The sequence below is a fragment of the Actinomadura rugatobispora genome (assembly GCF_055379765.1).
Window position 1 is genome coordinate 3,317,301 of sequence record NZ_AP029191.1, and the last position, 24,600, is coordinate 3,341,900.

Sequence of the window (24,600 nt, forward strand, 5' to 3'; positions counted from 1 at the left end):
ATCCGACGATGACCCGCCCCGGCCCCAGCCGATGCCCTCGCGGGCACACGAACGGCACATGCTCCGGGCTCTGCTGCACACCCCCACTCTAATCGAACATATGATCGACCACGTCCAGGCCCGGCGGCCCACTCGACCTGCGGTTCGTTGGGCCGCCGGGGGGAGCGTCAGCGGTCGCGGGTGATGACCAGGCGGGCCAGGGAGCGGAGTTCGTCGGAGGCGGGCGATCGGGGTCGGGCCAGGTCGAGGTGGCCGAGGGACTCTTCCAGGTAGTACGCGGCGCGGCTCTCGGCCCAGGCGCGGCCGCCCGCCGCCTCGACGAGTTCCGCGGCGTGGACGGACTCGGCGTCGGTGAGGGAGCGGTCGGTCCGGTAGAGGGCGGCCAGTTCCTCGCCCGCGGCCCCGTCGGACGACAGCGCGGCCACGACCGGGAGCGACTTCTTGCGGCTGCGCAGATCGGAGTGCACGGGCTTGCCGGTCACGACGGGATCGCCCCAGATGCCCAGCAGGTCGTCCACGAGCTGGAAGGCCAGGCCGAGCAGCTCGCCGAACCGCCGGTAGTGGTCGATCAGGTCGGGCGGGCCGGTGCCGTGCGCGGCGCCGATGGCGCAGGCGCCGCCGAGCAGGGCGGCGGTCTTGTTCGCCGCCATCGCCAGGCTCTCGTCCAGGTCGACGTCCTCGCGCAGCTCGAACGCCATGTCGGCGCTCTGCCCCTCGACCAGGTCGATCACCGCCCGCGCCAGCATCCGCCCCGCCTCTAGCGCCGCCGGATGGCGGCCGTCGGCGAGCACCTCGAACGCGCAGGCCAGCATGGCGTCGCCGGCCAGGATCGCGGCGGGCTCGCCGAACACGCTCCAGGCCGTCGGACGGTGCCGGCGGGTGAGGTCGCCGTCCATCACGTCGTCGTGCAGCAGCGAGAAGTTGTGCGCGAGCTCGACCGCCACGGCGGCCGGGAGGGCCGCCGTGGCGGTGCCGCCGGACGCCACGGCGGTCAGCAGCACCAGCGCCGGGCGGATCGCCTTGCCCCCGCCGGCTTCGGTGGGACGGTCCCGCGCGTCCCGCCAGCCGAAGTGGTAGGCGGCCACCCTGCGCATCGAGTCGGACAGGTGGACGGTGGCCTCGCGCAGCGCCGGGTCGAGCAGCCCCCTGCTCCACTCCAGCACCTCGCCCGCGGTCCGGCCCGCCGTCTCACCCGCCTCGGTGTCGCCTGTGACGGTCTCGCCTGTCACCGGGCGACCTCGACGTTCTCCAGTACGCCGAGCGCGTCCGGGACGAGTACGGCCGCCGAGTGGTAGGTGCTGGCCAGGTACGACACGATCGCCTTGTCGTCCACGCCCATGAACCGCACCGACAGGCCCGGCCGGACCTCGTCGGGCAGCCCCGTGCGGCGCAGGCCGACCACGCCCTCGTCGGACTCGCCGGTCCGCATGCACAGGATCGAGGTGGTCCCCGACGAGCTGATCGGGATCTTGTCGCAGGGGAAGATCGGCACACCGCGCCAGGCCTGCACCCGGACCCCGTCGTGGACGGTTCCCTCCGGGTAGACGCCGCGGCGGGTGCATTCGCGGCCGAACGCGGCGATCGCCTTGGGGTGGGCCAGGAAGAACCGCGACTTGCGGCGCCGGGCGACCAGATCGTCCATGTCGTCGGGCGTGGGCGGGCCGGATCGGGTGGAGATCCGCTGCCGCAGGTCGGCGTTGTGCAGCAGCCCGTACTCGGCGTTGTTGAGCAGGTCGTGCTCCTGCCGTTCGAGCAGCGCCTCGACGGTCAGCCGGATCTGCTGCTCGATCTGGTTCATCGGCTCGCTGTAGAGGTCGGCGACCCGGGTGTGGACGCGCAGCCTGGTCTGCGCGACGCTCAGCTCGTACTCGCGCGGCTTGAGCTCGTAGTCGACGAACGTGCCGGGCAGCACCGGCTCGCCGAAGTGCCCGGCGGCCAGGTCGATCGCGGCCTCGCCGGAACGGTTGCGAGGCGGCTCGGGCGCGGCGGCGCACGCCTCCAGATGGGTGCGCAGCGGGTCGGACAGGCCGGTGAGCTGTGCGATGTCGGTGGCCGACAGGATGAGCACCGTCGTCGGGGTGACCGCCCGGACCGAGTACTCCCAGGTGCCGGCCTCGCCGAGGAGCGCGCGGTCGCCGAGGAACCGGCCGTCGGCCAGCACGCCCAGCTCGGTGCGGGCGCCGTACGCGCCGGAGCCGATCCTGCTGACCTTGCCGTGCGCGATCAGGATGACCTGCTCGACCGGCTCGCCCTCGGTCACGATGGTCTCGCCCGGGGCGTACTCGTGCTGGGTGAAGCGCTGCGCGACCGCCTCCAGCGCGGTGGTGTCGTCGAACCCGCGCAGCGGCGGCAGCTCGGCCAGCTCCGGCGGGACGACGCTGATCGCGCTGCCGATGTTGACGAAGCTCACCAGCCCGTCACCCAGCTGGTAGGTGAGGCGGCGGTTGACCCGGTACGTGCCGGCCGTGACCTCCACCCACGGCAGCAGCCGCAGCAGCCATCGGGGGGTGATGCCCTGCATCTGCGGAACGGACTTGGTCGTGGTCGCCAGGTTCCGTGCCGCAGCCGTGCTCAGGCTCAGCTGCTCTTGGGTCATGGGCTACACCCTCCTGGGGTCAAGGGGCGGATGGGCGGGCGCCGGGCAGGGGCGCCGGGGCGGGCACGTCGGTGTCGGGGACGGTTGGAAGGGAGATGGCGGAGGTTGACGTGGTGGGAGCCGGTGGGGTGAGGGCGGGAGCCGGGTTCGGGACGGAAGGTGGCATGCGGGCAGGAGTCAGAGACCGCGTGGGAGGTGGAGTGCGGGCCAGAACTGGAGTGCGGGCGGGAGGACGGCAGCGGGCGGACGGTTGCGAACGGTCGATGGGTTGCGAACGGGCGAACGGTCACCAGCGGGGAGGGGGTTGCGAGCGGATGGGGGGTCGCCGGCGGGCGAACGGTCGCGAGCGGGCCGGGGGCTGCCAGCGGGCGCACGGCTGCTAGCCCGGGGAGGGTCACGGGCGGTCGGACGGTCGCGAGCGGGCGGGGGATTTCCGGCGGGCGGACGGCTGCCAGCGGGTAGGGGGTTGCGAACGGGCCGACGGTCGCCAACCGGCGCACGATCGCGAACGAGCGGACGGTCGCCAACCGGCGCACGGTTGCCAACGGGCGGACGGTCGCCAGCCGACGGACGGTTGCCAGCGGGCGGGAGGTCGCGAACGGGCGGCCAGTCGCCTGCGGACAGGGGGTTGCCAGCGGACGGGAGGTTGCGAACGGGCAGACGATCGCCAACGGGCGCACGGTTGCCAGCGGGCGGTGCGTTGCAAACGGGCGAACAGTCGCCAGCGGGTCGGGGGTTGCGAGCGGACGGACGGTTGCCGGCGGGCGGACGGGCGCGTGCGGGCGGGGGGTTGCCGGCGGGCGGACGGGCGCGAGTGGGTGGGGGGTTGCCGGCGGGCGGGGGGTTGCCAGGGGGCGGAGGGTTGCTGGTGGGTGGGGGCGTTGGTGCGGCTGGGCGTGTCGGGCTGGGGGTGGTTCCGGTGGGTCACGCGGGGGCACCGGCACCACCGTGTGCGATCTCGGCGTTCTCCAGGACGGCCAGTGCGTCGGGGACCAGGACGGCCGCCGAGTAGTAGGCGCTGACCAGGTAGGAGATGATGGCCTTCTCGTCGACGCCCATGAAGCGCACCGACAGGCCCGGCTGGACCTCGTCGGGGAGCCCGGTCTGGTGGAGGCCGATGACGCCCTGGGCGGCTTCGCCGGTGCGCATCAGCAGGACGGGGCTGGTGCTGGTCCGGCTGATCGGGATCTTGTTGCACGGGAAGATCGGGATGCCGCGCCAGCCCGGGACGCGGTGGCCGTTGACGTCCACGCTGTCGGGGTAGATGCCGCGCTTGCTGCACTCGCGCCCGAACGCCGCGATCGTCTTCGGGTTGGCGAGGAAGAAGGCCGGGTCCTTCCAGACCAGGGTGATCAGTTCGTCCAGGTCGTCGGGGGTGGGCGGGCCGGAGCGGGTGGGGATGCGCTGGGCGGGCTCGACGTTGTGCAGCAGGCCGAAGTCGCGGTTGTTGACGAGCTCGTTCTCCTGGCGCTCGCGCAGCGCCTCGATGGTCAGGCGCAGCTGCTGCTCGACCTGGTCCATCGGCTCGTTGTAGAGGTCGGCGACCCGGGAGTGCACGCGCAGGACGGTCTGCGCGACGCTCAGTTCGTATTCGCGCGGCTTGAGCTCGTAGTCGACGAACGTGCCGGGCAGCACGGGTTCGCCGGTGTGCCCGGAGGCGAGCTCGATGGCGGCCTCGCCGCTCGGGTTGAGGGAGCGTCCCGGGCCGCGCTCGAAGTCCTCGACGTGCGTGCGCAGGTCGTCCGAGAGGGCCAGGACCTGGTGGAACTGCTCGCGGGTCAGGATCAGCACGGTGCAGGCGGTCAGCGCCTTGACCGAGAACTCCCAGGTGGTCTCGTCGCCGACCAGGGCCCGGTCGCCGAAGAAGCCGCCGTCGGCGACCACGCCCAGGGTGGCCTCGTCGCCGTACTCGCCGGTGCCGATCTTGCCCGCCTTGCCGTGCGCGATGAGCACCACGCGGTCGACCGGGCCGCCGGCCTCCACGATGACGTCGCCCGCCGCGTACTCCTCGCGGACGAACCGGCCGGACAGCGCCTCCAGCACGGGCTCGTCGTCGAAGCCGCGCAGCGGTGCGAGCTCGCCCAGCTCGCGCGGGACGACCTGGAGGTCGGCGCCGCCGTTCATGAACGTGATGCGGCCGTCGCCGACGGTGTAGCTGACCCGGCGGTTGACGCGGTAGGCGCCGCCGGCGGCCCGCACCCAGGGCAGCAGCTTCAGCAGCCACCGGGTGGAGATGCCCTGCATCTGGGGTACGGACTTGGTCGTCGTCGCGAGGTTGCGCGCCGCCGCCGTGCCGAGGCTGAGCTGCTGGTCGGCCGCCTGCTGGTCGATCTGCTGTTCGGTCACGATCCACCCATCCGTCTGTCGCGCGTCGTCATTGCCGCTTGCCGCGCGGGTCGCCGTCGTCGACCGCCAGGTGCTGATCGCCGCCCGCGCCGTCGGCCACGCTACCCAACGTGATTACCTGGTAACAATGAGAGATTTCTATTACCTTGGGTACAGGTGACAGTCGCGGTCAGGCGGTGACCTCGACTGTTTCTACGGTCGGGTCATGACCGACACAGAAAGCGGCATCAGGCCGTTCCGTATCGACGTTCCGCGGTCCGACCTGGACGATCTCCGCGACCGGCTGGCCCGGACCCGCTGGCCCGACGCGCTGCCCGGGGCGGGCTGGTCGTACGGCACCGAGCCCGGTTACGTGCGCGGGCTGGCCGAGTACTGGCGCACCGGATACGACTGGCGCCGCCACGAGGCCGAGCTCAACGCGTACCCGCAGTTCACCACGGAGATCGACGGCCAGAACGTGCACTTCTGGCATGTCCGGTCGCCGGAGCCGGACGCGCTGCCGCTGATCCTCACGCACGGCTGGCCCAGCACGTTCGCCGACTTCCGGCACATGGTGGGGCCGCTGACCGACCCGCGCGCGCACGGCGGCGACCCGGCGGACGCGTTCCACGTGGTGGTGCCGTCCATCCCGGGCTTCGGGTTCTCCGGGCCGACCGCGGAGAAGGGCTGGAGCATCGGGCGGATCGCGGCGGCGTGGCGGGAGCTGATGCGGCGGCTCGGGTACGACCGGTACGGCGCGCAGGGCGCCGATACGGGCGCGCTGCTCTCGCCCTACCTGGGCCGGATCGACCCGGAGCGCGTGGTGGGCGTGCACGTCAACTCCCTGGTCACGTTCCCGTCCGGCGACCCGGCGGAGTTCGAGGGGCTCTCGCCCGAGGACCAGGCCGGGCTGGCGGGGATGGAGGCGTGGGAGGAGGTGTCGGGGTACGCGGTGATCCAGTCGACGCGGCCGCAGACCCTGGCGTACGCGATGGCGGACTCGCCGGTGGGGCAGCTCGCCTGGTACGGGGACTGGTACGCCGGTCACGGCGACGCCGTGGGGGCGCTGGACCGGGACGACGTCCTCACCAACGCGTCGATCTACTGGCTGACCGGGACGGCGGGTTCGGCGTTCCGCATCTACAAGGAGGGCGGTGACGCCTGGGGCGCGGCGCCCGAGCGGTCACCGGTGCCGGTGGGCGTGGCGGTGGCGCCGACCGAGTCGTCGATCCGGGCGTTCGCCGAGCGCGACCACAACGTCGTGCACTGGACGAGGCTGGAGAAGGGCGGCCACTTCTCGGCGTTGGAGGTGCCGGAGCTCCTGACCGGCGACATCCGCGTGTTCTTCCGCGCGCTGCGCTGAGCCGTCGCTACATGCCTCTTACTGAATATAAACAAGCGATTATACTAGGGGCATGTCTTCAGCGTTCGCGGTCCTGGCCGAACCCGCCCGCCGCCGCATCCTGGACCTCCTGCTGGAACGGCCCAGGCCGGTGAACGAACTGGTCGAGCGGCTCGGCATGTCCCAGCCGGGGACGTCCAAGCACCTGCGGGTGCTGCGCGAGGCGGGCCTGGTCCGGGCCCGGCAGGACGCGCAGCGCCGCGTGTACGAGCTGCGGATGGAGCCGCTGGCCGAGATGGACGCCTGGCTCGCCCCGTACCGCAGGGTCTGGTCGGCCCGCCTCGACTCTCTTGAGGAGCATCTGGACCGCAACCCCGACTGACCGGCCGACCGAGGGTGGAGCGCCGGTGCGGCCGTGACCAAGGTCACGGCCGCTGCGGGCGCTCGCCCGGGAAGTCCCGGCGGCATCGCGCATGTTGGGCGCGAGGGGAGGACCCGGATTGACTTCTCCCCATGCCGAAACACGGGGATTCTTGCCCTCACGGGCAAGGGTTCCTGCTTCACAGGACACCGCCTCCCTGACGAACCAGAGTGGTCTTACGTTTCCTCCACAGGCATTCGCCCCAGGGGCGGGATCCCGGACGACCTCCGGTACCCGTTCAGTTGTGCTGTTCCGGCTGTGGCCGGTGTGGTGAGCGCGACTCACCGCACCGCACGTTACGGGAACACAACGCTGCGTGTTGCGGTTTCTTGACCTGTTTCGCGGGATCCCGTTTTCTTCCCGGCGTCACGAGGCACGCGCCCCGGAGCCCACGGGTTCCGGGGCGTACTCGTCCCCGGCCCGGTCGATCGGCACGCCGGCCGTCTCCGGGATCACGATCAGCGGGCCCAGCGCCACCAGCGCCGCGAGCATCAGGTAGTACGCCGGGACGAAGTTGCTCCCGGTGACCTCGATCAGCGACCCGACCAGCACCGCGCACGTCCCGCCGAACAGCGACGTGGAGATGTTGTAGCCGATCGCGAACGCGCCGTACCGCACCCTGGTCGGGAACATCGCCGGGAACGTCGCCCCGATCACCGCCAGCATCAGCACCAGCAGCCCGCCGATCATGGCGTAGCCCGCCGCCACCCCCAGCGGCCGCTCGGTCTGCATCGCGGCGAACGCGGGCCAGCTCAGCAGCAGGTACCCGGCCGCGGCGGTGAGCAGCAGCGGTTTCCGCCCGATCCGGTCCGACAGCGCCCCCAGCGGGACGATCACCACGATCATCGCCAGTTCCACCCCGATCGTGATGAGCTGCGCGGTGACCGCGGGGATCCGCAGGTTGTCGGTCAGGTAGGACGGCATGAACGTCAGCAGCGTGTAGTCGGCGATGTTCAGCAGGAAGACGATGCAGATCAGCTTCAGGATCATCGGCCAGTTGTGCAGGATCGTCTCCCGCAGCGGCGACCTGGCCTTCGTCCCGGCCGCCTCCATCCGTTTGAACGCGGGCGTGTCCTCGATCCGGGTCCGCACGTACAGGCCGACCAGGCCGAGCGGCAGGGCGACCAGGAACGGGACGCGCCAGCCCCAGGCGTGCATGTGCTCGTTCCCGAGCAGCACGTGCATGCCCAGCACCAGCCCGGCGCCCAGGACGTATCCCGACAGCGTGCCCAGTTCCAGGAAGCTGCCGTAGAAGCCGCGCCGCCTCGTCGGCGCGTACTCGGCGATCATGGTGGCGGCGCCGCCGTACTCGCCGCCGGTGGAGAAGCCCTGGACGAGCCGCACCGCCAGCAGCAGGAGCGGGGCGGCCACGCCGATCTGGGCGTAGCCGGGCAGCACGCCGATGACGAAGGTGGACCCCGACATCAGAATGATCGTGGTGGCCAGCACCTTCTTGCGGCCCAGCCGGTCGCCGAGCGGGCCGAAGAACATGCCGCCGAACGGGCGGGCCAGGAACGCCGCGGCGATCAGCCCGAACGAGCGGAGGGTGGCGCTGCCGCCCTCGCCCGGCGGGAAGAAGACGGTGCCGATGATCGAGGTGATCACTCCGGCGCTGAACACCCCGAAGTCGAACCACTCGATGCAGTTGCCCATCGCCGAGGCGATCACGGCCTTGCGCACCGCGACGTGGTCGGCCGCCGCCGGTTCCGGCTCCTCGCCTGGCTCGCCGGCGGGCCCGGTCCGCTCGTCCGTCACCGGCATGGCACCCCCCGCGGTACCTGTCCCCCCAGATCAGGACGGTTAACGGGCCCGTTTCCGGCACGCCGTGAGCGGCCCGGGGCGTGCGTTCAGGAGCGGCGCGAGTCGGAGGGGCGCCAGGGGCCCACGAAGTCGGTGAGGTCGGTGATCTCCCCGGCCGGGTCGCCGCCGGTGTTCCCCGCCCTCGCGTCCTGCACCGGGCGGTGGCTCTTCCGGGCCTTCGCGTCCTTCTCCTCCGGCTCGGGCGCCTCCTCCTCAGGACCGTCATCGTCCTTGAGGTCGTCCGCCGGGGCGGCGGCGGACGCCACCACGCCCAGCAGCTCGTCGTCGAGCGTGGGCAGCTGGCGCGTGCGCTGCGGGTCCTCCAGGGGCTCGTCCTCCGGGATGGCCACCAGGGCCTGGGTCATCTGCGCCTCGCGGGTGATGACGCCGCTGGCCAGGACGGTGTTGCGGTGGCGCAGCGCGCCGTTCTCCCGCAGCAGGTCGTCGACCTCCCGGCGGGCGCGGGCGATCCGCTTGCTCATGCGCAGGTGGACGACGAAGCCGCCGACGGCGAGCCCGAGGATGAATCCGGCCAGCACGGGCACCCACATCGCGGCCAGGGCGGCGCCCCCCAGGGCGATCACCGTGCCGAGCGCGCCGGCGTGTCCCTCCGCCCAGTCCAGGACGGTGTTGACGGGCTTGGGGATCCTCACTCGGCTCTCCTCCGTTTCGTCTGGGCCGACGGGGTGGGGCCCGGCACGTGCGCTCGGCGGCCGCCCGGACGTGGTTGGATCCGGCCCGCGGGAACCCGGCCGGATCCGCGTCCGGCGCCGGCGCGGCCCGCTCCCGCTCGCGGCCTGACCCGGGCCGGAGCCGGGTCCACCGCCCGACTTCGCATGAACGACACGGCAGGGCGCGGGTGTTCCACGATCGGCTGAGTTCCGCGCCACACACCGCATCGTGAGGACGCGGAAAACACTAACAGCACGTGACGAAGGACTTCGAACGGAGCCCATCCGATCACGGCCCGTGTCCGGCGCGGCCCCGATCGCGCCCGAGGTCGCTGAGCGGCTGTGACGTCGCCGCGTCGGGATGCGAGCACCTGCCGGAGCCGAATATCGTCACAAGAATGAGCAATCATTTCGACGTCGTGGTCCTGGGCTCGGGCCCGGGTGGATATGTCGCCGCGATCCGGTCGGCACAGCTCGGGTTGAAGACGGCGATCATCGAGGAGCGGTACTGGGGCGGGGTCTGCCTGAACGTGGGCTGCATCCCGTCCAAGGCGCTGCTGCGCAACGCCGAGCTGGCCCACATCTTCACCCAGGAGGCGGAGAAGTACGGGATCAAGGCCGACGGGCCGGTCACGTTCGACTACGGCACGGCGTTCCAGCGCAGTCGTGAGGTCTCGGAGAAGCTCGTCAAGGGCGTCCAGTTCCTCATGAAGAAGAACAAGATCACCTCCTTCAACGGGCGGGGCACCTTCACCGACCCCAACACGCTGCAGGTGGCGACGGCCGAGGGCGGCACCGACACCGTCACCTTCGACCACTGCATCATCGCCGCCGGGGCGCACACCAAGCTGCTGCCGGGCACCTCCCTGTCGGAGCGGGTGGTGACCTACGAGGAGCAGATCCTCAGCTCCGAGCTGCCGGAGAGCATCGTGATCGCGGGCGCGGGCGCGATCGGCGTCGAGTTCGCGTACGTGCTGCACAACTACGGCGTCAAGGTGACGATCGTGGAGTTCCTCGACCGCATGGTCCCCAACGAGGACGCCGACGTCTCCAAGGAGCTGGCCAAGCGGTACCGCAAGCTGGGCGTGGACGTGCTGACCTCCACCCGGGTGGACGCGATCGACGACTCGGGCGAGAAGGTCAAGGTCACCGTCACCGGCAAGGACGGGGCGCAGAAGGTCCTGGAGGCCGACAAGGTCCTGCAGGCGATCGGCTTCCAGCCCAACGTCGAGGGGTACGGGCTGGAGAAGACCGGGGTCCGGCTGACCGACCGGGGCGCGATCGACGTCGACGGCCGCTGCCGCACCTCCGTGCCGCACATCTTCGCGATCGGCGACGTGACGGCCAAGCTGATGCTGGCGCACGCGGCCGAGGCGATGGGCATCGTGGCGGCCGAGACCATCGCCGACGCCGAGACGATGGAGCTCGACTACGTGATGATCCCGCGCGCCACGTACTGCCAGCCGCAGGTCGCCAGCTTCGGCTGGACCGAGGCGCAGGCGAAGGAGCGGGGCTTCGACGTGAAGACCGCCAAGTTCCCCTACAGCGCCAACGGCAAGGCGCTGGGCATGGGCGAGGGCGACGGCTTCGTCAAGGTGATCAGCGACGCGAAGTACGGGGAGATCCTCGGCGCGCACATGATCGGCCCCGAGGTGACCGAGCTGCTGCCGCAACTGACCCTGGCCCAGCAGTGGGACCTGACCGTGCACGAGGTGGCCCGCAACGTGCACGCCCACCCGACGCTGGGCGAGGCCATGAAGGAGGCCGTGCACGGCCTGGCCGGCCACATGATCAACTTCTGACGCGGCGCGCGGCGCGCGGCTCCCCTCGCGCGCACGACCGACCGTCCACGGCGGCCCGGACCCCGGTGGTCCAGGCCGCCGTGCGCGTTCCGGGGATACGGGCGCGGGGCACAACGAATCGCCGTCCGCGTCCCTTGATAAGCAACGAAACGCCAGGTCGGCGCAATCTCGGCGCATTGGATCGTGGCTCGGCGCTTCTTAGGCTTTCGGTCGAGAGGCCTGTCATCGACCCGAAGGATCAGGAGGCGCCATGACCGTGTCGTCGGCGATGGAACCGGGCAGCACCGTTCCGGACGGGCGGCTCCTGCCCGGGGCGGCCCCCGAGGCGGTACGGGCCGAGCGGGTCGCGCTGCGGCGCCACTACCTGATGTGCCGCCCGGAGCATTTCGCCGTCACGTACGCGATCAACCCGTGGATGGACCCCGCCGCGGGCGCGGACGCCGCGCGGGCCGCGGCGCAGTGGGAGGCGCTGCGCGCCGCGTACCTGGCGCTGGGGCACCGGGTGAGCCTGATCGACCCGGTCGAGGGGCTGCCCGACATGGTGTTCGCGGCCAACGGCGCGCTGGTGGTCGGCGGCAGGGTGTACGGGGCGCGGTTCGCCCATCCCGAGCGCGCCGCCGAGGGCCCGGCGTACGCGGACTGGCTGCGGCGCAACGGGTTCCCCGACGTCCTGGAGGCGGCGCACACCAACGAGGGCGAGGGCGACTTCCTGGTGCTGGACGAGGTGATCCTGGCCGGGACGGGCTTCCGCACCGACCTGGCCGCGCACCAGGAGGCGCAGGAGTTCCTCGGCCGCCCGGTGGTGACGCTGCGGCTGGTGGACCCGCGCTTCTACCACCTCGACACGGCGCTATTCCCGCTGGGCGGCGGCAACGTGGCGTACTACCCGGGGGCGTTCTCGCCGGGCAGCCGCGCCGTGCTGGAGCGGCTGTTCCCGGACGCGGTGCTCGCCGGGGCGCGCGACGCCGAGGTGCTCGGCCTGAACGCGGTGTGCGACGGCCGCAACGTCGTCATCAACGCCGAGGCCGCCGGCCTCATCGGCACGCTGCGGCGGCGCGGCTATGAGCCGGTCCCCGTGGACCTGTCCGAGCTGCGCAAGGCGGGCGGCGGCCCCAAGTGCTGCACCCTCGAACTGCGCGCCTCAGCGGCACCCGACCTTGCCGCGGGCCTCGGCACGGGCCTCAGCACGGGCCTCGGCGCGGCGGCGCAGGGACTCTCGTAGCGGCGGCACCCGGACGCCCTCCTCGGCCATGCGGCGGCGGGCCAGGGCCCGGGTGCGCAGCACGCCGACGAGCCCGGCGCCCCAGAACAGCACCTGGACGGTCCAGGCCGCGCGGAACGCCTCGGGGGTGAACTCGCGGCCCGGCGACATCACGTCCAGCACCACGCCGATGAGCAGGATCGCGACGAGGGCGGCGACGAAGCCGCCGGCATTCACGATCCCGGTCGCGGTGCCCTGCCGGCCGGGCGGGTTGAAGGTGCGGGCGAAGTCGAAGCCGATCATCGAGCCGGGGCCGCCCAGCGCGACGCACAGCACCAGCACGACCAGCAGCCAGGTGGGGGCGGGCGGCGGCACCGCCAGGGTGACCGTCCAGGCGGTGACCATGAGGCCGACGATGCCGAGCACCAGCAGGGAGCGGCGCAGCGGGTAGCGGGCGACCAGCGCGCCGATCAGCGGCCCGGAGACCATGGTGGCGAGCACGAGCACGGTGAGCAGCGCGCTGGCGGCGGCCGGGTCCAGGCCGTGCCCGGACACCAGGTACGGGAAACCCCACATCAGCGTGAAGGTGTTGGCCGAGAACTGCGTGGTGAAGTGCGACCACAGGCCGAGCCGGGTGCCGGGGTGCCGCCAGGAGTCGGCGAGGTTGCGGCCCACCTCGGCCAGGGTCGGGGCGGCGGCGCGGTCGCCCGCGCCGGCCTTGCCGCCCTTGCCGCCGCCGGCCTTGCCGTCCTTGCCGCCGCCGGGTGGACCGTTCCGGAGCACGGCCAGCGCGAGCACGCCGACCAGCACGCCGAGCGAGGCGGCGGAGCCGAACGCGGCCGTCCAGCCGGGGCCGTGGAGCAGGACGACCAGCGGCACCGCGCTGAGCACCTGGCCGAGCTGGCCGAGCAGCCCGGTGAGCTGGGTGACCAGGGGGACGCGGCGGGCCGGGAACCAGCGTGTCACCACGCCGAGCACGCTGATGAACGTCATCGCGTCGCCCGCGCCGACCAGGACGCGGGCGGCGACGGCGGTGCCGAGGCCGGAGGAGAGGGCGAGCAGGCCCTGGCCCGCGGCCATGAGCAGCGCGCCGCCCGCGATCATCCAGCGCGGTCCGACCCGGTCCAGGAGCAGCCCGACCGGGATCTGGAGGCCGGCGTACACCAGGAGCTGGAGCACGGTGAAGGAGGCGAGCATGCCGCCGGAGGCGCCGAAGCGGTCGGAGGCGTCCAGCCCGGCGACGCCGAAGGATGTGCGGTGCAGGATGGCGACGACGTAGGCCAGGACCCCGACGCCCCACAGGATCCAGGCGAGCCGCGGGGTCGTGGCGGGCGTTGGTGGCGGTTCCGGGGGTGTTCTGGGGGAGGGGTCCGAGGGCGGCGGATCGTCATGCACGTGTATTGACGATATGCGAGGTGCTCTTTGGACCGTTCCCCCGCCCCCGCGGCGGCCCCCGGTACGGTCGTGGCATGGACTGGGGCGAGATCCGCGCGTTCCTCAACGGGAACCGGCACGCGCTCGGCGAGGTGGCGGGCGCGCTGTACCCGGACGCGCTCCGCGTGGAAGGGACGCCGCTGTTGTCCCGGCCCGAGTGGCTCCCCGCCACGCCGCTCCCCCTGGAGTCCGTCCGGCTCCACTGGGAGCCGGCCCCGGAGCCGCCCGCCGTGGCTGACCCCGGCGAAGGGCTGCCCGCCGGTTACCGGACGTACGCCGAGGCGATGCGGGCCCTGGCACCGCCCAGGGTGTTCGAGGACCGTCCCAGCTACCGGCTGCTCGACGCGGCCCTCACCGGGGGGACGCCCACGCTCACCCTTGGCCCGTCCCACTACTTCGCCGGGCTGAACGTGGGCGAGGCCGTCGCGCACGAACTCGCCGCCGCCTCCGACGCGAGCGCGGTCGACGCGGCCGACGCGGCCCGCGCGAAGACGCTCCCCCTGCGGAGGCGTGTGGGCGACCCCTGCGACCTCTCCCGCCGCACCGCGCTGCCGGCCATCACCACGGTCACCGTCACCGAGTCCGGCTCGTACGTGCTGCACTGGCGCGACCCGGCGAAGGTCGTGCACGCGGGCGGCCTCTACCAGGTGATGCCCGTCGGCGTGTTCCAGCCCTTGGCGGACGAGCGCGCGGACCTCGACCTATGGCGCTGCATGGTCCGGGAGTTCAGCGAGGAGCTGCTCGGCACCGGCGAGGACTACGGCCCCGGCTTCGACCAGGAGTCGTGGCCGTTCCACCGGGCCCTCAGCACGGCCCGCGCGGAGGGCCGGATCGCAGTCCACTGCCTTGGGCTGGGCGTGGACCCCCTGACGCTCGCCCTGGACGTCCTCACGGTCGCGGTCTTCGACGACGCGACGTTCGACGACCTCTTCGAAGGGCTCGTCGCGGTCAACGCCGAGGGCCGCGTCGCACGCGCCCGGTTCGACGGGACGGTCCCCGCCCCGATGCAGCCGGCCGGCGCCGCCGCGCTGAGGCTGGCGTGGCGGCACCGCCCGGCCCTCTGGCGCTGACCGGGCCTCCTGCCCTGACCGGCGCTCCGCCCCTGACCGGCTCACGCGCGGGCGAGGGCCTTGAGCTCGTCCAGGGCGTCGGTGAGGTGGTCGATGAACTCCGACGGGTCGGGGATCAGGTCGCGGCACGCGACCACCCCGATGTCCAGCTTCCCGTCGTAGGAGAACACGGTGATGTTGACGCCGCCGCTGAGATCGGTGACCACCGACAGCGGGTAGTAGCCCAGCACCCGCGACCCGCACAGGTACAGCGGGAACTGCGGGCCCGGCACGTTGGAGATGATCAGGTTCAGCGGGCGGACGGCCGGCAGCGCCTGCATCGCCAGCCGGGTGAGGGGGAGGGCGAACGGCGCCGGCAGGAGCCCGCTCACCTCCTGCACCCAGGTGCCCGTGGACGCCACGAACCGCCGCTTGCCCATGTCCATGTCGCGCCGTACGGCCTCGTAGCGCTCGGCCGGGTCGGCGAGGTGGGTGGCCAGCGGCGTGGTCATGATCGTGACCTGGTTGCCGGGATCGCCCTCCCGGCCGTTCCCGGTCCCCCGGCCCGCGCCCCTGCGCAGCGACACGGGAACGCCCACCACCAGCGGCCGGTCGGGCAGGCCGCCTCGCTTGTCCAGCCACTGCCGCAGCGCGGTCGCGCACAGCGCCATCACCACGTCGTTCACGCTGCCGCCGAGGGCGCGGCGGATCTCCTTGATCTCGGCCAGCTCCAGCTCGCCGTAGGCGACCGTGCGGTGCCGTCCGATGGACGCGTTGAACGGGGTCGGCGGGACGCTGAGGCGGGGCGGGCGCGGCGCGCCGTCGCGGCCGAGCGCGCCCTGCACCATCCGCGCCATCCGGCCGACCCCGGGGATCTGCGCCAGCACGGGGATCTCGTCGAGGTACGGCGCGGTGCGGGCCACCGACATCGCGCTGCGCACGGGGTGCAGCGCGGCCTTGAGCAGGCCCGTGCCGAGCATGCCGAACGTGCCGGGCGCGCGGGCCGGCTCGGCGTCGTCGGCGGGCAGCTCGCGCGGCTCGGGCGACAGGTCGAGCAGCGCGGCCAGGGTCTCGGCGGCCATGACGCCGTCGATGGCGGCGTGGTGCGCCTTGACGTACACGCCGGTGAGGCCGTCCTGGAGGCCGTGGATGAGGACCAGCTCCCACAGGGGCCGGTCGCGGTCGAGCGGGCGCTCGTGCAGCCTCCCCACGGCGTCGGCGAGCTGGTCGGGGGTGCCGGGGGACGGCAGCCCGATCTCGAAGATGTGCCGTTCGGGAGCGAAGTCGGGATCGTCCTCCCAGTAGGGGTGGTCGAGCCCGAGCGGGACCTGGACGAGCCGCCGCCGCAGCGGCAGGGCGGCCAGGTGGGCGCGTTCCCGTATGAGGTCGCAGACGTCGGCGACGGTGAGCCGCCCGCCGGGGCGGGTGGCGGCGTCGACGACGGCGAGGCCGGCGATGTGGGCGTGCGTGGTGGTCGTCTCGGCGTTGAGGAAGGTCGCGTCAACGGTGTTCAGCTGGCTCATGCTCGTCCCGTCTACGTCATGTGCGGAGTGCCGCCTGCTGGTCTGGTGCGCTGCCCTACATCTCTAGGAGTCGGGGATACCGGCTCGTAGGTCAATGCGGTCAGACATAAAGTAACGCCGACTTAACAGGACGTTTCGCCCCGTTCACCAGGCACGATCCAGCGACTCGGGGAACTTTCCCGCCGATCCGACCCCGACTGGTCAGAGAACTTCACAGGTATGATCAAGCTTCGTTCCGCAACCGGTGTGATGATCACGACGTTAGGCTTTCCGGTCATGACGGGACGACCACTCGCGGAAAGCGTCGAGGCCGGCTGGGCCAAGGCCCTCGACCCGGTGGCGGGACGGATCGCGGCCATGGGCGACTTCCTGCGCGCCGAGGTCGCCGCCGGCCGCCGCTACCTGCCCGCCGGCGACCGCATCCTGCGCGCCTTCACCCAGCCCTTCGACGACGTGCGGGTGCTGATCGTCGGACAGGACCCGTACCCGAGACCGGGCCACCCGGTCGGGCTCAGCTTCTCGGTCGCGCCGGACGTGCGGCCGCTGCCCGGCAGCCTCGTCAACATCTACCGCGAGTACTGCGAGGACCTCGGCCACCCCCAGCCGTCCAACGGCGACCTGTCGCCCTGGACCCGGCAGGGCGTGCTGCTGCTCAACAGGGCGCTCACGGTGACGCCCGGCGCGCCCAACTCGCACCGCGGCAAGGGCTGGGAGGAGGTCACCGCGCAGGCCATCCAGGCGCTGGCGGCGCGCGGCCGCCCGATGGTGGCGATCCTGTGGGGGCGCAACGCCCGCGACCTCAAGCCGATGATGCCCGGCGTCCCCTGCATCGAGTCGGCGCACCCCAGCCCCATGTCGGCCGACCGGGGGTTCTTCGGCTCGCGCCCGTTCAGCCGCGCCAACCAGCTCCTCCAGCAGCAGGGCGCCGCGCCCGTCGACTGGCGGCTCCCCTAGCCCTGGCCCGCCGGGACGTCCTCTGACCGACCGCGGCTGCGGCCCGCTCAGGGGCCGCTCAGGGAGCGTTCAGAGGGCGCTCAGGGGATGTCGGGGAGGCGGCGCAGCAGGGAGGCGAACTCGTCCGGCGTGGACGGCCCCGGAGCGGCGCCGGGCAGCGGCGTCAGCCGGCGCTCCCCGTGGCTCCAGTAGACGCCGGGCGCGCACGGGTCGTCGGCGTCGGCGTGCATCTCCGCGACGACGTCGGCGAAGACCGGCAGCACTTCCAGCACCGCGGTCGAGGTGATCGGGTAGAGCAGCAGCGTGCTGTGGCACGGGACGCCGACCAGCGCGCCGTGCTCGTTGGGGCTCGGCAGGAACTGCTCGACCTCGCTGAGCAGCGCGGACACGTACCGGCTCCCGGGCTTGGTCACCACCCGCACATCGCGGCCGGGCAGCAGCGGCTGATCACGCACCGACACGTCCGCGAGCTCACGGTCATGGGTATTGGTCATGACATAACCGAGCTTGCGCAGGCCGAGCAGGCCCGCCCGCGCCTTCGTCAGCGGGCCGCCGTACCGCGGATGCTCGATCATCACCATCGCGTCGAAGTGGTCGCCCGCCGGGACCACCACCAGGCCCTCGCGGTCGCGCGGCGCCAGCTTGGGCACGATGCGCAGCCGCAGCAGCTTGCGGACGTCGCCGAACAGCTCCATCTCGCCCACCGCGAGGAAGGCGCGGTGGCCGACCTCGCGGAGCCACTCGTCGACCACCCGGGACCAGGTCGCCCGCGGTTCGCGGGCGCAGCGCTCCAGCACCGTCCAGGTGGAGGCGCGCGCCTCCGAACGGCCGACCGGGAGCACGACCTCGGAGGTGCCGGAGTCGAACCAGGCGCTCGGCGCCACCACCGGCAGCAGGTCCCGGATGAGCTCGTGCACGTCAGCGGCCGCGTCCAGCGGTTCCATGCTCATCCCCCTTCACCGGATCCACTCGGTAACACTCAAGATCACTTCATAGCATCTTCGCGCGTCGCCGGGCCGGGCTCCCGGAAGACCGGGCGCCCGGCTCCACCATCTCAGAGTTACGGCCCGCCGCGCGATCGTTCGCGGGGTCGCCCTTCACCCCGCGCTCAAGTAGCGTGCACCCATGTCCGAAATCGTGTATCCACCGGTGATCAAGGCGGCCCAGGGCGTGTTCAAGGCCCTCGACATCAAGTTCCGCCTCGAGGGGACCGAGCGGATCCCGCGCACCGGTGGCGCGGTGCTGGTCAGCAACCACATCAGCTACCTCGACTTCATCTTCGCGGGGCTGGCGGCGCACCCGTCCGGCCGGCTGGTGCGGTTCATGGCCAAGAAGGAGATCTTCGACCACCGGATCGGCGGGCCGCTGATGCGCGGGATGCATCACATCCCCGTCGACCGGCAGGCCGGGGCGGCCTCGTTCAAGGCGGCGCTGACCGCGCTGAAGGGCGGCGAGGTCGTCGGGGTGTTCGCCGAGGCCACCATCAGCCGGTCGTTCACGGTCAAGGACATCAAGAACGGCGCCGTGCGGATGGCGGTGGCCGGCGACGTGCCGCTCATCCCCCTCACGCTGTGGGGGCCGCAGCGGCTGTGGACCAAGGGCCGCCCGCGCAAGCTGCTGCAGCGCGGCGTCCCGGTCACCATCCTGGTCGGCGAGCCGATGTACCCCAAGCGGGGCGACGACTACGACAAGGCCACCCGCGACCTGCGCGGGCAGCTGTCGGAGCTGCTGGAGAAGGCGCAGCGCGAGTACCCCGAGCTGCCCAAGACCGGGCAGGAGTGGTGGCAGCCCGCCTATCTCGGCGGCTCGGCGCCGACCCCGGAGGAGGCCGAGGCGCTGGACCTCAAGGAGCTGGAGCGGCGCAAGTCCGACCGTGACGCTTAATTCGGTGGACGGCCTCCCGCGCCGCCCCAGATCATCGAGGACATGACCATGTCGCGGGAGACGCCGCAGGGGGTTCCGGAGATCCTGCATCTGGTCGAGCCGCCGGAGGCTCCCCTCGACGCGCCGCCGCCGGTGGTGCTCAACCTCGACGAGACCAGTTCGCCGTCCGAGGTGATGGACGTGCTGTCGCTGCGGCCGTTCGCGACCGGCGAGCAGCCGTGGTCGCGGTCCGTCCGGCTGGAGCACGTGAAGCCGGAGGCGCCGCTGCGCCCGCCGGCGGCCCGGACGGTGCGTGCCGCCAACGAGCGCGGCAAGGAGTCGGTGCTGGCCGAGGGCGAGGGCTGGACGCTGCTCACCAGCCGGTGGAAGAGCGGCATCGCCTACGTGTCGGTGTCGGCCGTGACCGAGGACCTGGCGCAGTCCGTCATGGACGAGTGCGTGCGCGACGCCACCGACCCGCCCAAGACCGACGACGCCAACGTCGAGATGGGCTTCTGGCACATGGGCTCGCGCGGCCCGGTCCGTACGGGGCGGGCCATCTCCGCCGACGCCTGGCAGGACATCCGCCGCAACTACACCGCGCCGGTGGCCGAGGCGCTCGACCGGGTGATGAGTCTCACGCGCGAGGAGGTGACCGGGCGGCTCCTGCTGCTGCACGGCCCGCCCGGCACCGGCAAGACCACGGCGCTGCGGGCGCTGGCCCGCGCCTGGGACCCGTGGTGCCAGTCCGACTGCGTGCTCGACCCGGAGGCGCTGTTCGGCACGCCCAGCTACCTGATGGAGGTGGCGGTCGGCGACGAGGACGACGACGACGCGGACAAGCGCCGCTGGCGGCTGCTCATCCTGGAGGACTGCGACGAGCTGATCGGGGGCGAGGCCAAGCAGTCGGCCGGGCAGGGCCTGTCCCGGCTGCTCAACCTCACCGACGGGATGCTGGGCCAGGGCCGCGACGTGCTGGTGGCCATCACCACGAACGAGGACCTGGCCCGCCTGCACCCCGCCGTGGTGCGGCCGGGCCGCTGCCTGGCGCAGATCGAGGTGGGGCGGCTCACCCGGAGCGAGTCGCTGGCCTGGCTGGACGACACGAGCGTCGAGGGCGAGATCGGGGCGGACGGCGCGACGCTGGCGGAGCTGGTGGCCCTGCGCAAGGGCGAGAAGGCCCCGGAGGCCGAGAGCGCGCCCTCCACCGGCACGGGCTTCTACCTGTAGAGGCCCGCGCCGGTACCGGGGCCCTGGCGGCGCTCAGGACGCCTTGGCGAGGGCCTGCTCGAAGTCGGCCCAGAGGTCGTCGGGGTGCTCCAGGCCGACGGCGACCCGTACCGTGCCCTCGCCGATGCCCGCGGCGGTGAGGGCGGCGGCGTCGAGCTGCCGGTGCGAGGTGCTGGCCGGGTGCATGACGAGCGTGGACACGTCCCCGAGGGAGGCGGCGAGCCTGGCCACCTGTACCGCGTCGGTGAACGTGCGGCCCGCCTCGCGCCCGCCCTGGAGCTCGAACGACAGCACCCCGCCACCGCCGCCGGGCATGAGCCGCCGGGCGAGCTCGTGCTGCGGGTGGCCGGGCAGTCCCGGGTGGGCGACGTGCGTGACGGCCGGGTGCGCGGCCAGCCGCCGGGCGAGGTCGAGGGCGGTCTCGCTGGCGCGGGCGATGCGCAGCGGCAGCGTGGCGAACCCGCGCAGGGTGAGCCAGGCGGCGAACGGGTCCGGGGTGGCGCCGAGCTCGGTGGCCTGCTTCCACACCCGGTGGTGCAGCACCTCGTCGGCGAACACCGCGACGCCCCCGACGATGTCGGCGTGCCCGCCGATGTACTTGGTGGCCGAGTGCACGACGATGTCGGCGCCGTGGTCCAGGGGGCGGCACAGCACCGGCGCGAAGGTGTTGTCGACCATCGTCGTCACCCCGGCCTCCCGGGCCGCGGCGGCGAGCGCCGGCAGGTCGGCGACCTGGGTGGTCGGGTTGGCGATGGTCTCCAGGATCAGCAGGCGGGTGCGCGGGCGCAGCGCGGCGCGCACCTCGGCGGGGTCGTCGCCGGAGACGTGGGTCACCTCGACGCCCCATCGCCCGGCCAGGTCGTTGAGCACCGCGTACGTCCCGCCGTACAGGCAGGACTGGGCGATGACGTGGTCGCCGGAGCGCAGCAGGGCCATGAGCACCGCGTTGATGGTGCCCATGCCGGAGGCGGAGGCGAGCGCTCCGGCGCCGCCCTCCAGGTCGTTCACGGCGTCCTCGAGCGCGCGGACGGTGGGGTTGCTCCACCGCCCGTACAGGAACGCCGAATGGGGCCCCTCGAACGCGGCGGCCATCTCCTCGGCGCCGTCGAAGGCGAAGGTGTGGGCCTGGTAGATGGGCATGCCCAGCGGCCTGCTCCCGGTGGGGTGGGTCAGGCTCGGGTGCACGGCCCGGGTCTCGGGGTGCGGGCGCGCGCCGGCCCGGTCGCCGTGCCCGCGGTGGTGGTCGATGCCGTCATGGGTCATGGCTTCAGCCTGCGGCGCGGACGCGCGGGGGAATAGGTCCAATTCCAACCAGTGGCCCGGGCCGCGCCCCCCCTGTCGCGTTCGCGGCGCCGGGCCACTGGCCCGTCCGGTCGTCCCGCACTCGCGGACCGCGCCGGTGAGCAACCGCCCGGAGTCCCCACCCCGCGGGGGATCCGGGCGGTTCGGTGCGGTCCCGGTGCGAGCGCTCCCGGCCGAGCCCGACTATCCCCCGGCCCCACCCATCCGGACATCCGGGAGATTACGGGCATTTACCCGTGTTTCCCCGGGGGCGCCCCGGGCGGCGCCTACGAGTGCACGCCCGCGAACAGCCGCCGGTACACCCGGCGCAGGCCGTGGATATCACTGACCGGCTCGCCGAACACCACGCGAAGGTCGACGGACTCGGCGCCGTCCGGCCGCTCCTGGACGTCCTCGGGCGGCGCGGTGAAGCAGCGCAGCCACATGCCGTACCGGTCGAGCCCGAGCGGCCGCACGACCGGCCGAGCGCCCGGAGGGCGGTCGTGCGTTCTTGCCGGGGGGCGTGGGGGGTCGTCCCCCCACACAGACTCGACCGGCCGAGCGCCCGGAGGGCGGTCGTGCGTTCTTGCCGGGGGGCGTGGGGGGTCGTCCCCCCACACAGACTCGACCGGCCGAGCGCCCGGAGGGCGGTCGTGCGTTCTCGCCGGGGGGCGTGGGGGGTCGTCCCCCCACACAGACTCGACGGGCTCCCGCGCCGCGGGCACCCCCGGCACGCCGCCGCCGGAGACCCGGGCGGCCAGGTCGTTCAGCCGGCGCAGCATCACGACCAGCTCGGCCCGATGGCACTCGTCGAGGTGGGAGAGGATACCGGCCTCGATCGCCACCAGTGGGTCGGGCACGCCCGCCTCGTACTCCTCCGGGTCGAGCGTGGCCTCGCCCCAGGCGTCCCGGATCTCCACCTCGGCGATCTCCAGGGCCAGCACCGTCCAGGACTGCCCCGGCGCCGGTTCGGGCCCGATGTCCAGGAGCTCGGGACGCGGATGCAGGCGGGACAGCCGCAGCGCGGCGGCGCGGCGCTCGTCCCCGGCCGGCTCGGTGACCCAGCCGTGCAGCCAGGCCCGGCCGCGCACCCGGTCGGCCAGCGGGACCGGCGCGACATCGGAGATCCGCAGGGTCGCGGGCAGGTCGGGCTCGCCGCGCAGCGCCGCGACGGCGGCCGACCGCGCCGGCAGCAGGAGCAGGGGCCGCCCCTGCTCGTCGGTGGCGTGGGCCGGGACGGGCGCGTACGGGACGCCCGGGACGGCCAGCACGCCGTCCGCCACCCCGTAGGCCAGGGTCCGCGCCCGCTCGCCCGCCGTCGGCCGGACCACCTGCCGCCCGTCCGGGCGTTGCTCCGTGTCCTGTCCGGCCTCGCTCGCCTCGCTCATGATCGGACCTCCTTGACGAGGTAGGTTAGGCTTACCTAAGTAAGGGTTACCTAATCACTAAGGAGGACGATGAACAACCCCCGTCCGAAGGTCCGTCTCTCCCGGGCCCTCGGAATCCCGCTGACCCCCAAGAGCGTCAAGTACTTCGAGGCGCGGCCCTACCCGCCGGGAATGCACGGCCGCGGCCGCAAGAACGAGTCCGACTACAAGATCCGGCTGCGCGAGAAGCAGCGGCTGCGCGCGCAGTACAACATCCGCGAGGCCCAGCTGCGCAACGCCTTCGACAAGGCCAGCAAGGTCGAGGGCAAGACCGGCGAGGTGCTGCTGATCGACCTGGAGCGCCGGCTGGACGCCCTCGTCCTGCGCTCCGGCCTGGCCCGCACGATCTACCAGGCCCGCCAGTTCGTGGTGCACCGGCACGTGCTGGTGAACGGGCGCCGGGTGGACCGCCCGTCGTACCGGCTCCGGCCCGGCGACGTGATCACCATCGCCGAGCGCAGCCGCGCGATGGAGCCGTTCCTGGTGGCGGCGGCCGGCGCCCACGCCCCCGAGAAGCTGCAATTCTCTTCAAACCCGGCCCACCACCCCCATCAACCGATACCTCCCTACCTGGAGGTGCGGCACGACGCGCTGGCCGCCCGCCTGGTCCGGCTGCCCGAGCGCCGCGAGATCCCGGTCATCTGCGACGAGCAGCTGGTGGTCGAGCACTACTCGCGCTGAGACGGGCCGGGTCGGAGGGCTGGACAGGCGTCCACTCCCATCGGTTAGCATCAACCTAGCGATTGCTTGGCCCCTGAGGTGAGCGGGGGCGCACCCGATGGAGGCCCAGGACATGATCGAATTCCACCCCCTGACCCGGAACATCGGCGCCGAGGTCACCGGAGTCGACCTGGCCAAACCCCTCGACGGCGAGCAGATCCAGCACATCCGCGACGGCCTGCTCCGGCACCTGGTGCTGTTCTTCCGGGACCAGCACATCAGCGACGAGGAGCACGTGGTGTTCGCCAAGCAGTTCGGCACCGCCAACATGCCGCCCATGGACACCTCGGGCAGCCCCGTGCACGTCCTGGACCAGACCGACCCCAAGGGCGAGGGCGGCGACCAGTGGCACAGCGACAACACGTTCATGGGCGTCCCGCCGATGGGATCGCTGCTGCGCGCGGTGATCCTCCCGGACGTCGGCGGCGACACCCTCTGGGCCAACATGTACCTGGCCTACGAGTCGCTCGCGCCCTGGCTCCAGCGCCTGTGCGACGAGCTGTACGCCGAGCACGACCTCACCATGTCGGTGACCAAGGCCATCGACAAGGGCCACCGGATGGACCTGCGCGCGATGCAGGAGAAGAACCCGCCGGTCGTCCACCCCGTCGTCCGCGTCCACCCCGAGACCGGCCGCAAGGCCCTCTACGTCAACCGCAGCTCGGTCACCCGCCTCATCGGCCTGTCCCGGCGCGAGAACGAGGCGATCCTGCCGCTGCTGTTCGACGCCGTCCGCGACCCGCAGTTCCAGGTCCGGCTCAAGTGGCGGGTCGGCACGCTCTCGTTCTGGGACAACCGCCCCACCCAGCACTACGCGGTCGCCGACTACACCCAGCGCCGCAAGATGCACCGGGTCACCATCAACTGCCCCGCCGGCATCGACGACGGCGTCCCCAAGGGCGTGGACGGCGTGACCGGCGCCGACGCCCCCGCCGAGGCCACCGCCGCCCGCTACCTCTAG

Annotated in this window: 20 protein-coding genes; 10 read left to right on the plus strand and 10 right to left on the minus strand. The window is 72.6% G+C overall.

Features of this window, described 5'->3' with window-relative positions; translation table 11 throughout:
- Window positions 1-167: 167 nt before the first annotated feature.
- From ACZ466_RS13970 to ACZ466_RS13980, 3 genes are all read right to left on the minus strand, one after another.
- Window positions 168-1,229, minus strand: coding sequence for a family 2 encapsulin nanocompartment cargo protein polyprenyl transferase (locus ACZ466_RS13970; RefSeq protein WP_378280768.1), 1,062 nt, complete (start codon window positions 1,227-1,229; stop codon window positions 168-170).
- Window positions 1,226-2,596, minus strand: coding sequence for a family 2B encapsulin nanocompartment shell protein (locus ACZ466_RS13975; protein ID WP_378280767.1), 1,371 nt, complete (start codon window positions 2,594-2,596; stop codon window positions 1,226-1,228). The genes ACZ466_RS13970 and ACZ466_RS13975 overlap by 4 nt, the downstream gene beginning before the upstream one ends.
- A 924-nt stretch (window positions 2,597-3,520) precedes the next feature.
- Window positions 3,521-4,942 (minus strand): family 2B encapsulin nanocompartment shell protein, encoded by a 1,422-nt coding sequence (locus ACZ466_RS13980; RefSeq protein WP_378280766.1) that lies wholly within the window; start codon window positions 4,940-4,942, stop codon window positions 3,521-3,523.
- 205 nt (window positions 4,943-5,147) lie between these two features.
- Here ACZ466_RS13980 and ACZ466_RS13985 point away from each other — a divergent pair, with 205 nt between their 5' ends.
- Entirely contained in the window at window positions 5,148-6,284 is a 1,137-nt protein-coding gene (locus ACZ466_RS13985; protein ID WP_378280765.1) for an epoxide hydrolase family protein, read from the plus strand.
- Window positions 6,285-6,336: 52 nt separating this feature from the next.
- Complete coding sequence (locus ACZ466_RS13990; RefSeq protein WP_378280764.1) at window positions 6,337-6,645, plus strand: ArsR/SmtB family transcription factor; 309 nt, start codon at window positions 6,337-6,339, stop codon at window positions 6,643-6,645.
- Window positions 6,646-7,050: 405 nt separating this feature from the next.
- Here ACZ466_RS13990 and ACZ466_RS13995 read toward each other — a convergent pair whose 3' ends face one another.
- Window positions 7,051-8,439, minus strand: a complete 1,389-nt coding sequence (locus ACZ466_RS13995; RefSeq protein WP_378280763.1) for an MFS transporter — start codon at window positions 8,437-8,439, stop codon at window positions 7,051-7,053.
- Between the two features lie 92 nt (window positions 8,440-8,531).
- Complete coding sequence (locus ACZ466_RS14000) at window positions 8,532-9,137, minus strand: hypothetical protein (RefSeq protein ID WP_378280762.1); 606 nt, start codon at window positions 9,135-9,137, stop codon at window positions 8,532-8,534.
- 416 nt (window positions 9,138-9,553) lie between these two features.
- On the opposite strand from ACZ466_RS14000, the gene lpdA reads away from it, so the two are divergent.
- Window positions 9,554-10,957 carry a dihydrolipoyl dehydrogenase gene (gene lpdA / locus ACZ466_RS14005; protein WP_378280761.1) on the plus strand — a complete coding sequence of 468 codons (1,404 nt, stop codon included), beginning with the start codon at window positions 9,554-9,556 and terminating at the stop codon, window positions 10,955-10,957.
- Window positions 10,958-11,207: 250 nt separating this feature from the next.
- Complete coding sequence (gene ddaH / locus ACZ466_RS14010) at window positions 11,208-12,179, plus strand: dimethylargininase (RefSeq protein WP_378280760.1); 972 nt, start codon at window positions 11,208-11,210, stop codon at window positions 12,177-12,179.
- On the opposite strand, the gene ACZ466_RS14015 is transcribed toward ddaH, so the two are convergent.
- Window positions 12,099-13,553: an MFS transporter gene (locus ACZ466_RS14015; protein WP_378280759.1), complete on the minus strand. Its 1,455-nt coding sequence runs from the start codon at window positions 13,551-13,553 to the stop codon at window positions 12,099-12,101. The genes ddaH and ACZ466_RS14015 overlap by 81 nt on opposite strands.
- A gap of 74 nt (window positions 13,554-13,627) precedes the next feature.
- Here ACZ466_RS14015 and ACZ466_RS14020 point away from each other — a divergent pair, with 74 nt between their 5' ends.
- Window positions 13,628-14,662 (plus strand): hypothetical protein, encoded by a 1,035-nt coding sequence (locus tag ACZ466_RS14020; RefSeq protein ID WP_378280758.1) that lies wholly within the window; start codon window positions 13,628-13,630, stop codon window positions 14,660-14,662.
- A gap of 41 nt (window positions 14,663-14,703) precedes the next feature.
- Here the strand turns inward: ACZ466_RS14020 and ACZ466_RS14025 are convergent, their stop codons facing one another.
- Window positions 14,704-16,164, minus strand: coding sequence for a WS/DGAT/MGAT family O-acyltransferase (locus ACZ466_RS14025; protein WP_378280757.1), 1,461 nt, complete (start codon window positions 16,162-16,164; stop codon window positions 14,704-14,706).
- A gap of 276 nt (window positions 16,165-16,440) precedes the next feature.
- On the opposite strand from ACZ466_RS14025, the gene ACZ466_RS14030 reads away from it, so the two are divergent.
- A complete protein-coding gene (locus ACZ466_RS14030) occupies window positions 16,441-17,118 on the plus strand; it encodes a uracil-DNA glycosylase (RefSeq protein ID WP_378280756.1) in 678 nt (225 codons plus the stop codon).
- A gap of 80 nt (window positions 17,119-17,198) precedes the next feature.
- On the opposite strand, the gene ACZ466_RS14035 is transcribed toward ACZ466_RS14030, so the two are convergent.
- Window positions 17,199-18,062 (minus strand): hypothetical protein, encoded by an 864-nt coding sequence (locus ACZ466_RS14035; protein WP_378280755.1) that lies wholly within the window; start codon window positions 18,060-18,062, stop codon window positions 17,199-17,201.
- A gap of 181 nt (window positions 18,063-18,243) precedes the next feature.
- Here ACZ466_RS14035 and ACZ466_RS14040 point away from each other — a divergent pair, with 181 nt between their 5' ends.
- Both ACZ466_RS14040 and ACZ466_RS14045 read left to right on the plus strand, forming a co-directional pair.
- The gene (locus ACZ466_RS14040) at window positions 18,244-19,002 is read left to right on the plus strand and encodes a lysophospholipid acyltransferase family protein (protein WP_378280754.1); all 759 of its coding nucleotides are present in this window, start codon (window positions 18,244-18,246) and stop codon (window positions 19,000-19,002) included.
- 42 nt (window positions 19,003-19,044) lie between these two features.
- Window positions 19,045-20,211: a DUF5925 domain-containing protein gene (locus tag ACZ466_RS14045; protein WP_378280753.1), complete on the plus strand. Its 1,167-nt coding sequence runs from the start codon at window positions 19,045-19,047 to the stop codon at window positions 20,209-20,211.
- 33 nt (window positions 20,212-20,244) lie between these two features.
- Here ACZ466_RS14045 and ACZ466_RS14050 read toward each other — a convergent pair whose 3' ends face one another.
- Complete coding sequence (locus tag ACZ466_RS14050) at window positions 20,245-21,474, minus strand: trans-sulfuration enzyme family protein (RefSeq protein WP_378280752.1); 1,230 nt, start codon at window positions 21,472-21,474, stop codon at window positions 20,245-20,247.
- Between the two features lie 305 nt (window positions 21,475-21,779).
- A complete protein-coding gene (locus ACZ466_RS14055) occupies window positions 21,780-22,880 on the minus strand; it encodes a hypothetical protein (RefSeq protein ID WP_464043619.1) in 1,101 nt (366 codons plus the stop codon).
- Window positions 22,881-22,949: 69 nt separating this feature from the next.
- On the opposite strand from ACZ466_RS14055, the gene rpsD reads away from it, so the two are divergent.
- Window positions 22,950-23,600, plus strand: coding sequence for a 30S ribosomal protein S4 (gene rpsD, locus ACZ466_RS14060; RefSeq protein WP_378280750.1), 651 nt, complete (start codon window positions 22,950-22,952; stop codon window positions 23,598-23,600).
- A 112-nt stretch (window positions 23,601-23,712) separates the two neighbouring features.
- Complete coding sequence (locus tag ACZ466_RS14065; protein ID WP_378280749.1) at window positions 23,713-24,600, plus strand: TauD/TfdA dioxygenase family protein; 888 nt, start codon at window positions 23,713-23,715, stop codon at window positions 24,598-24,600.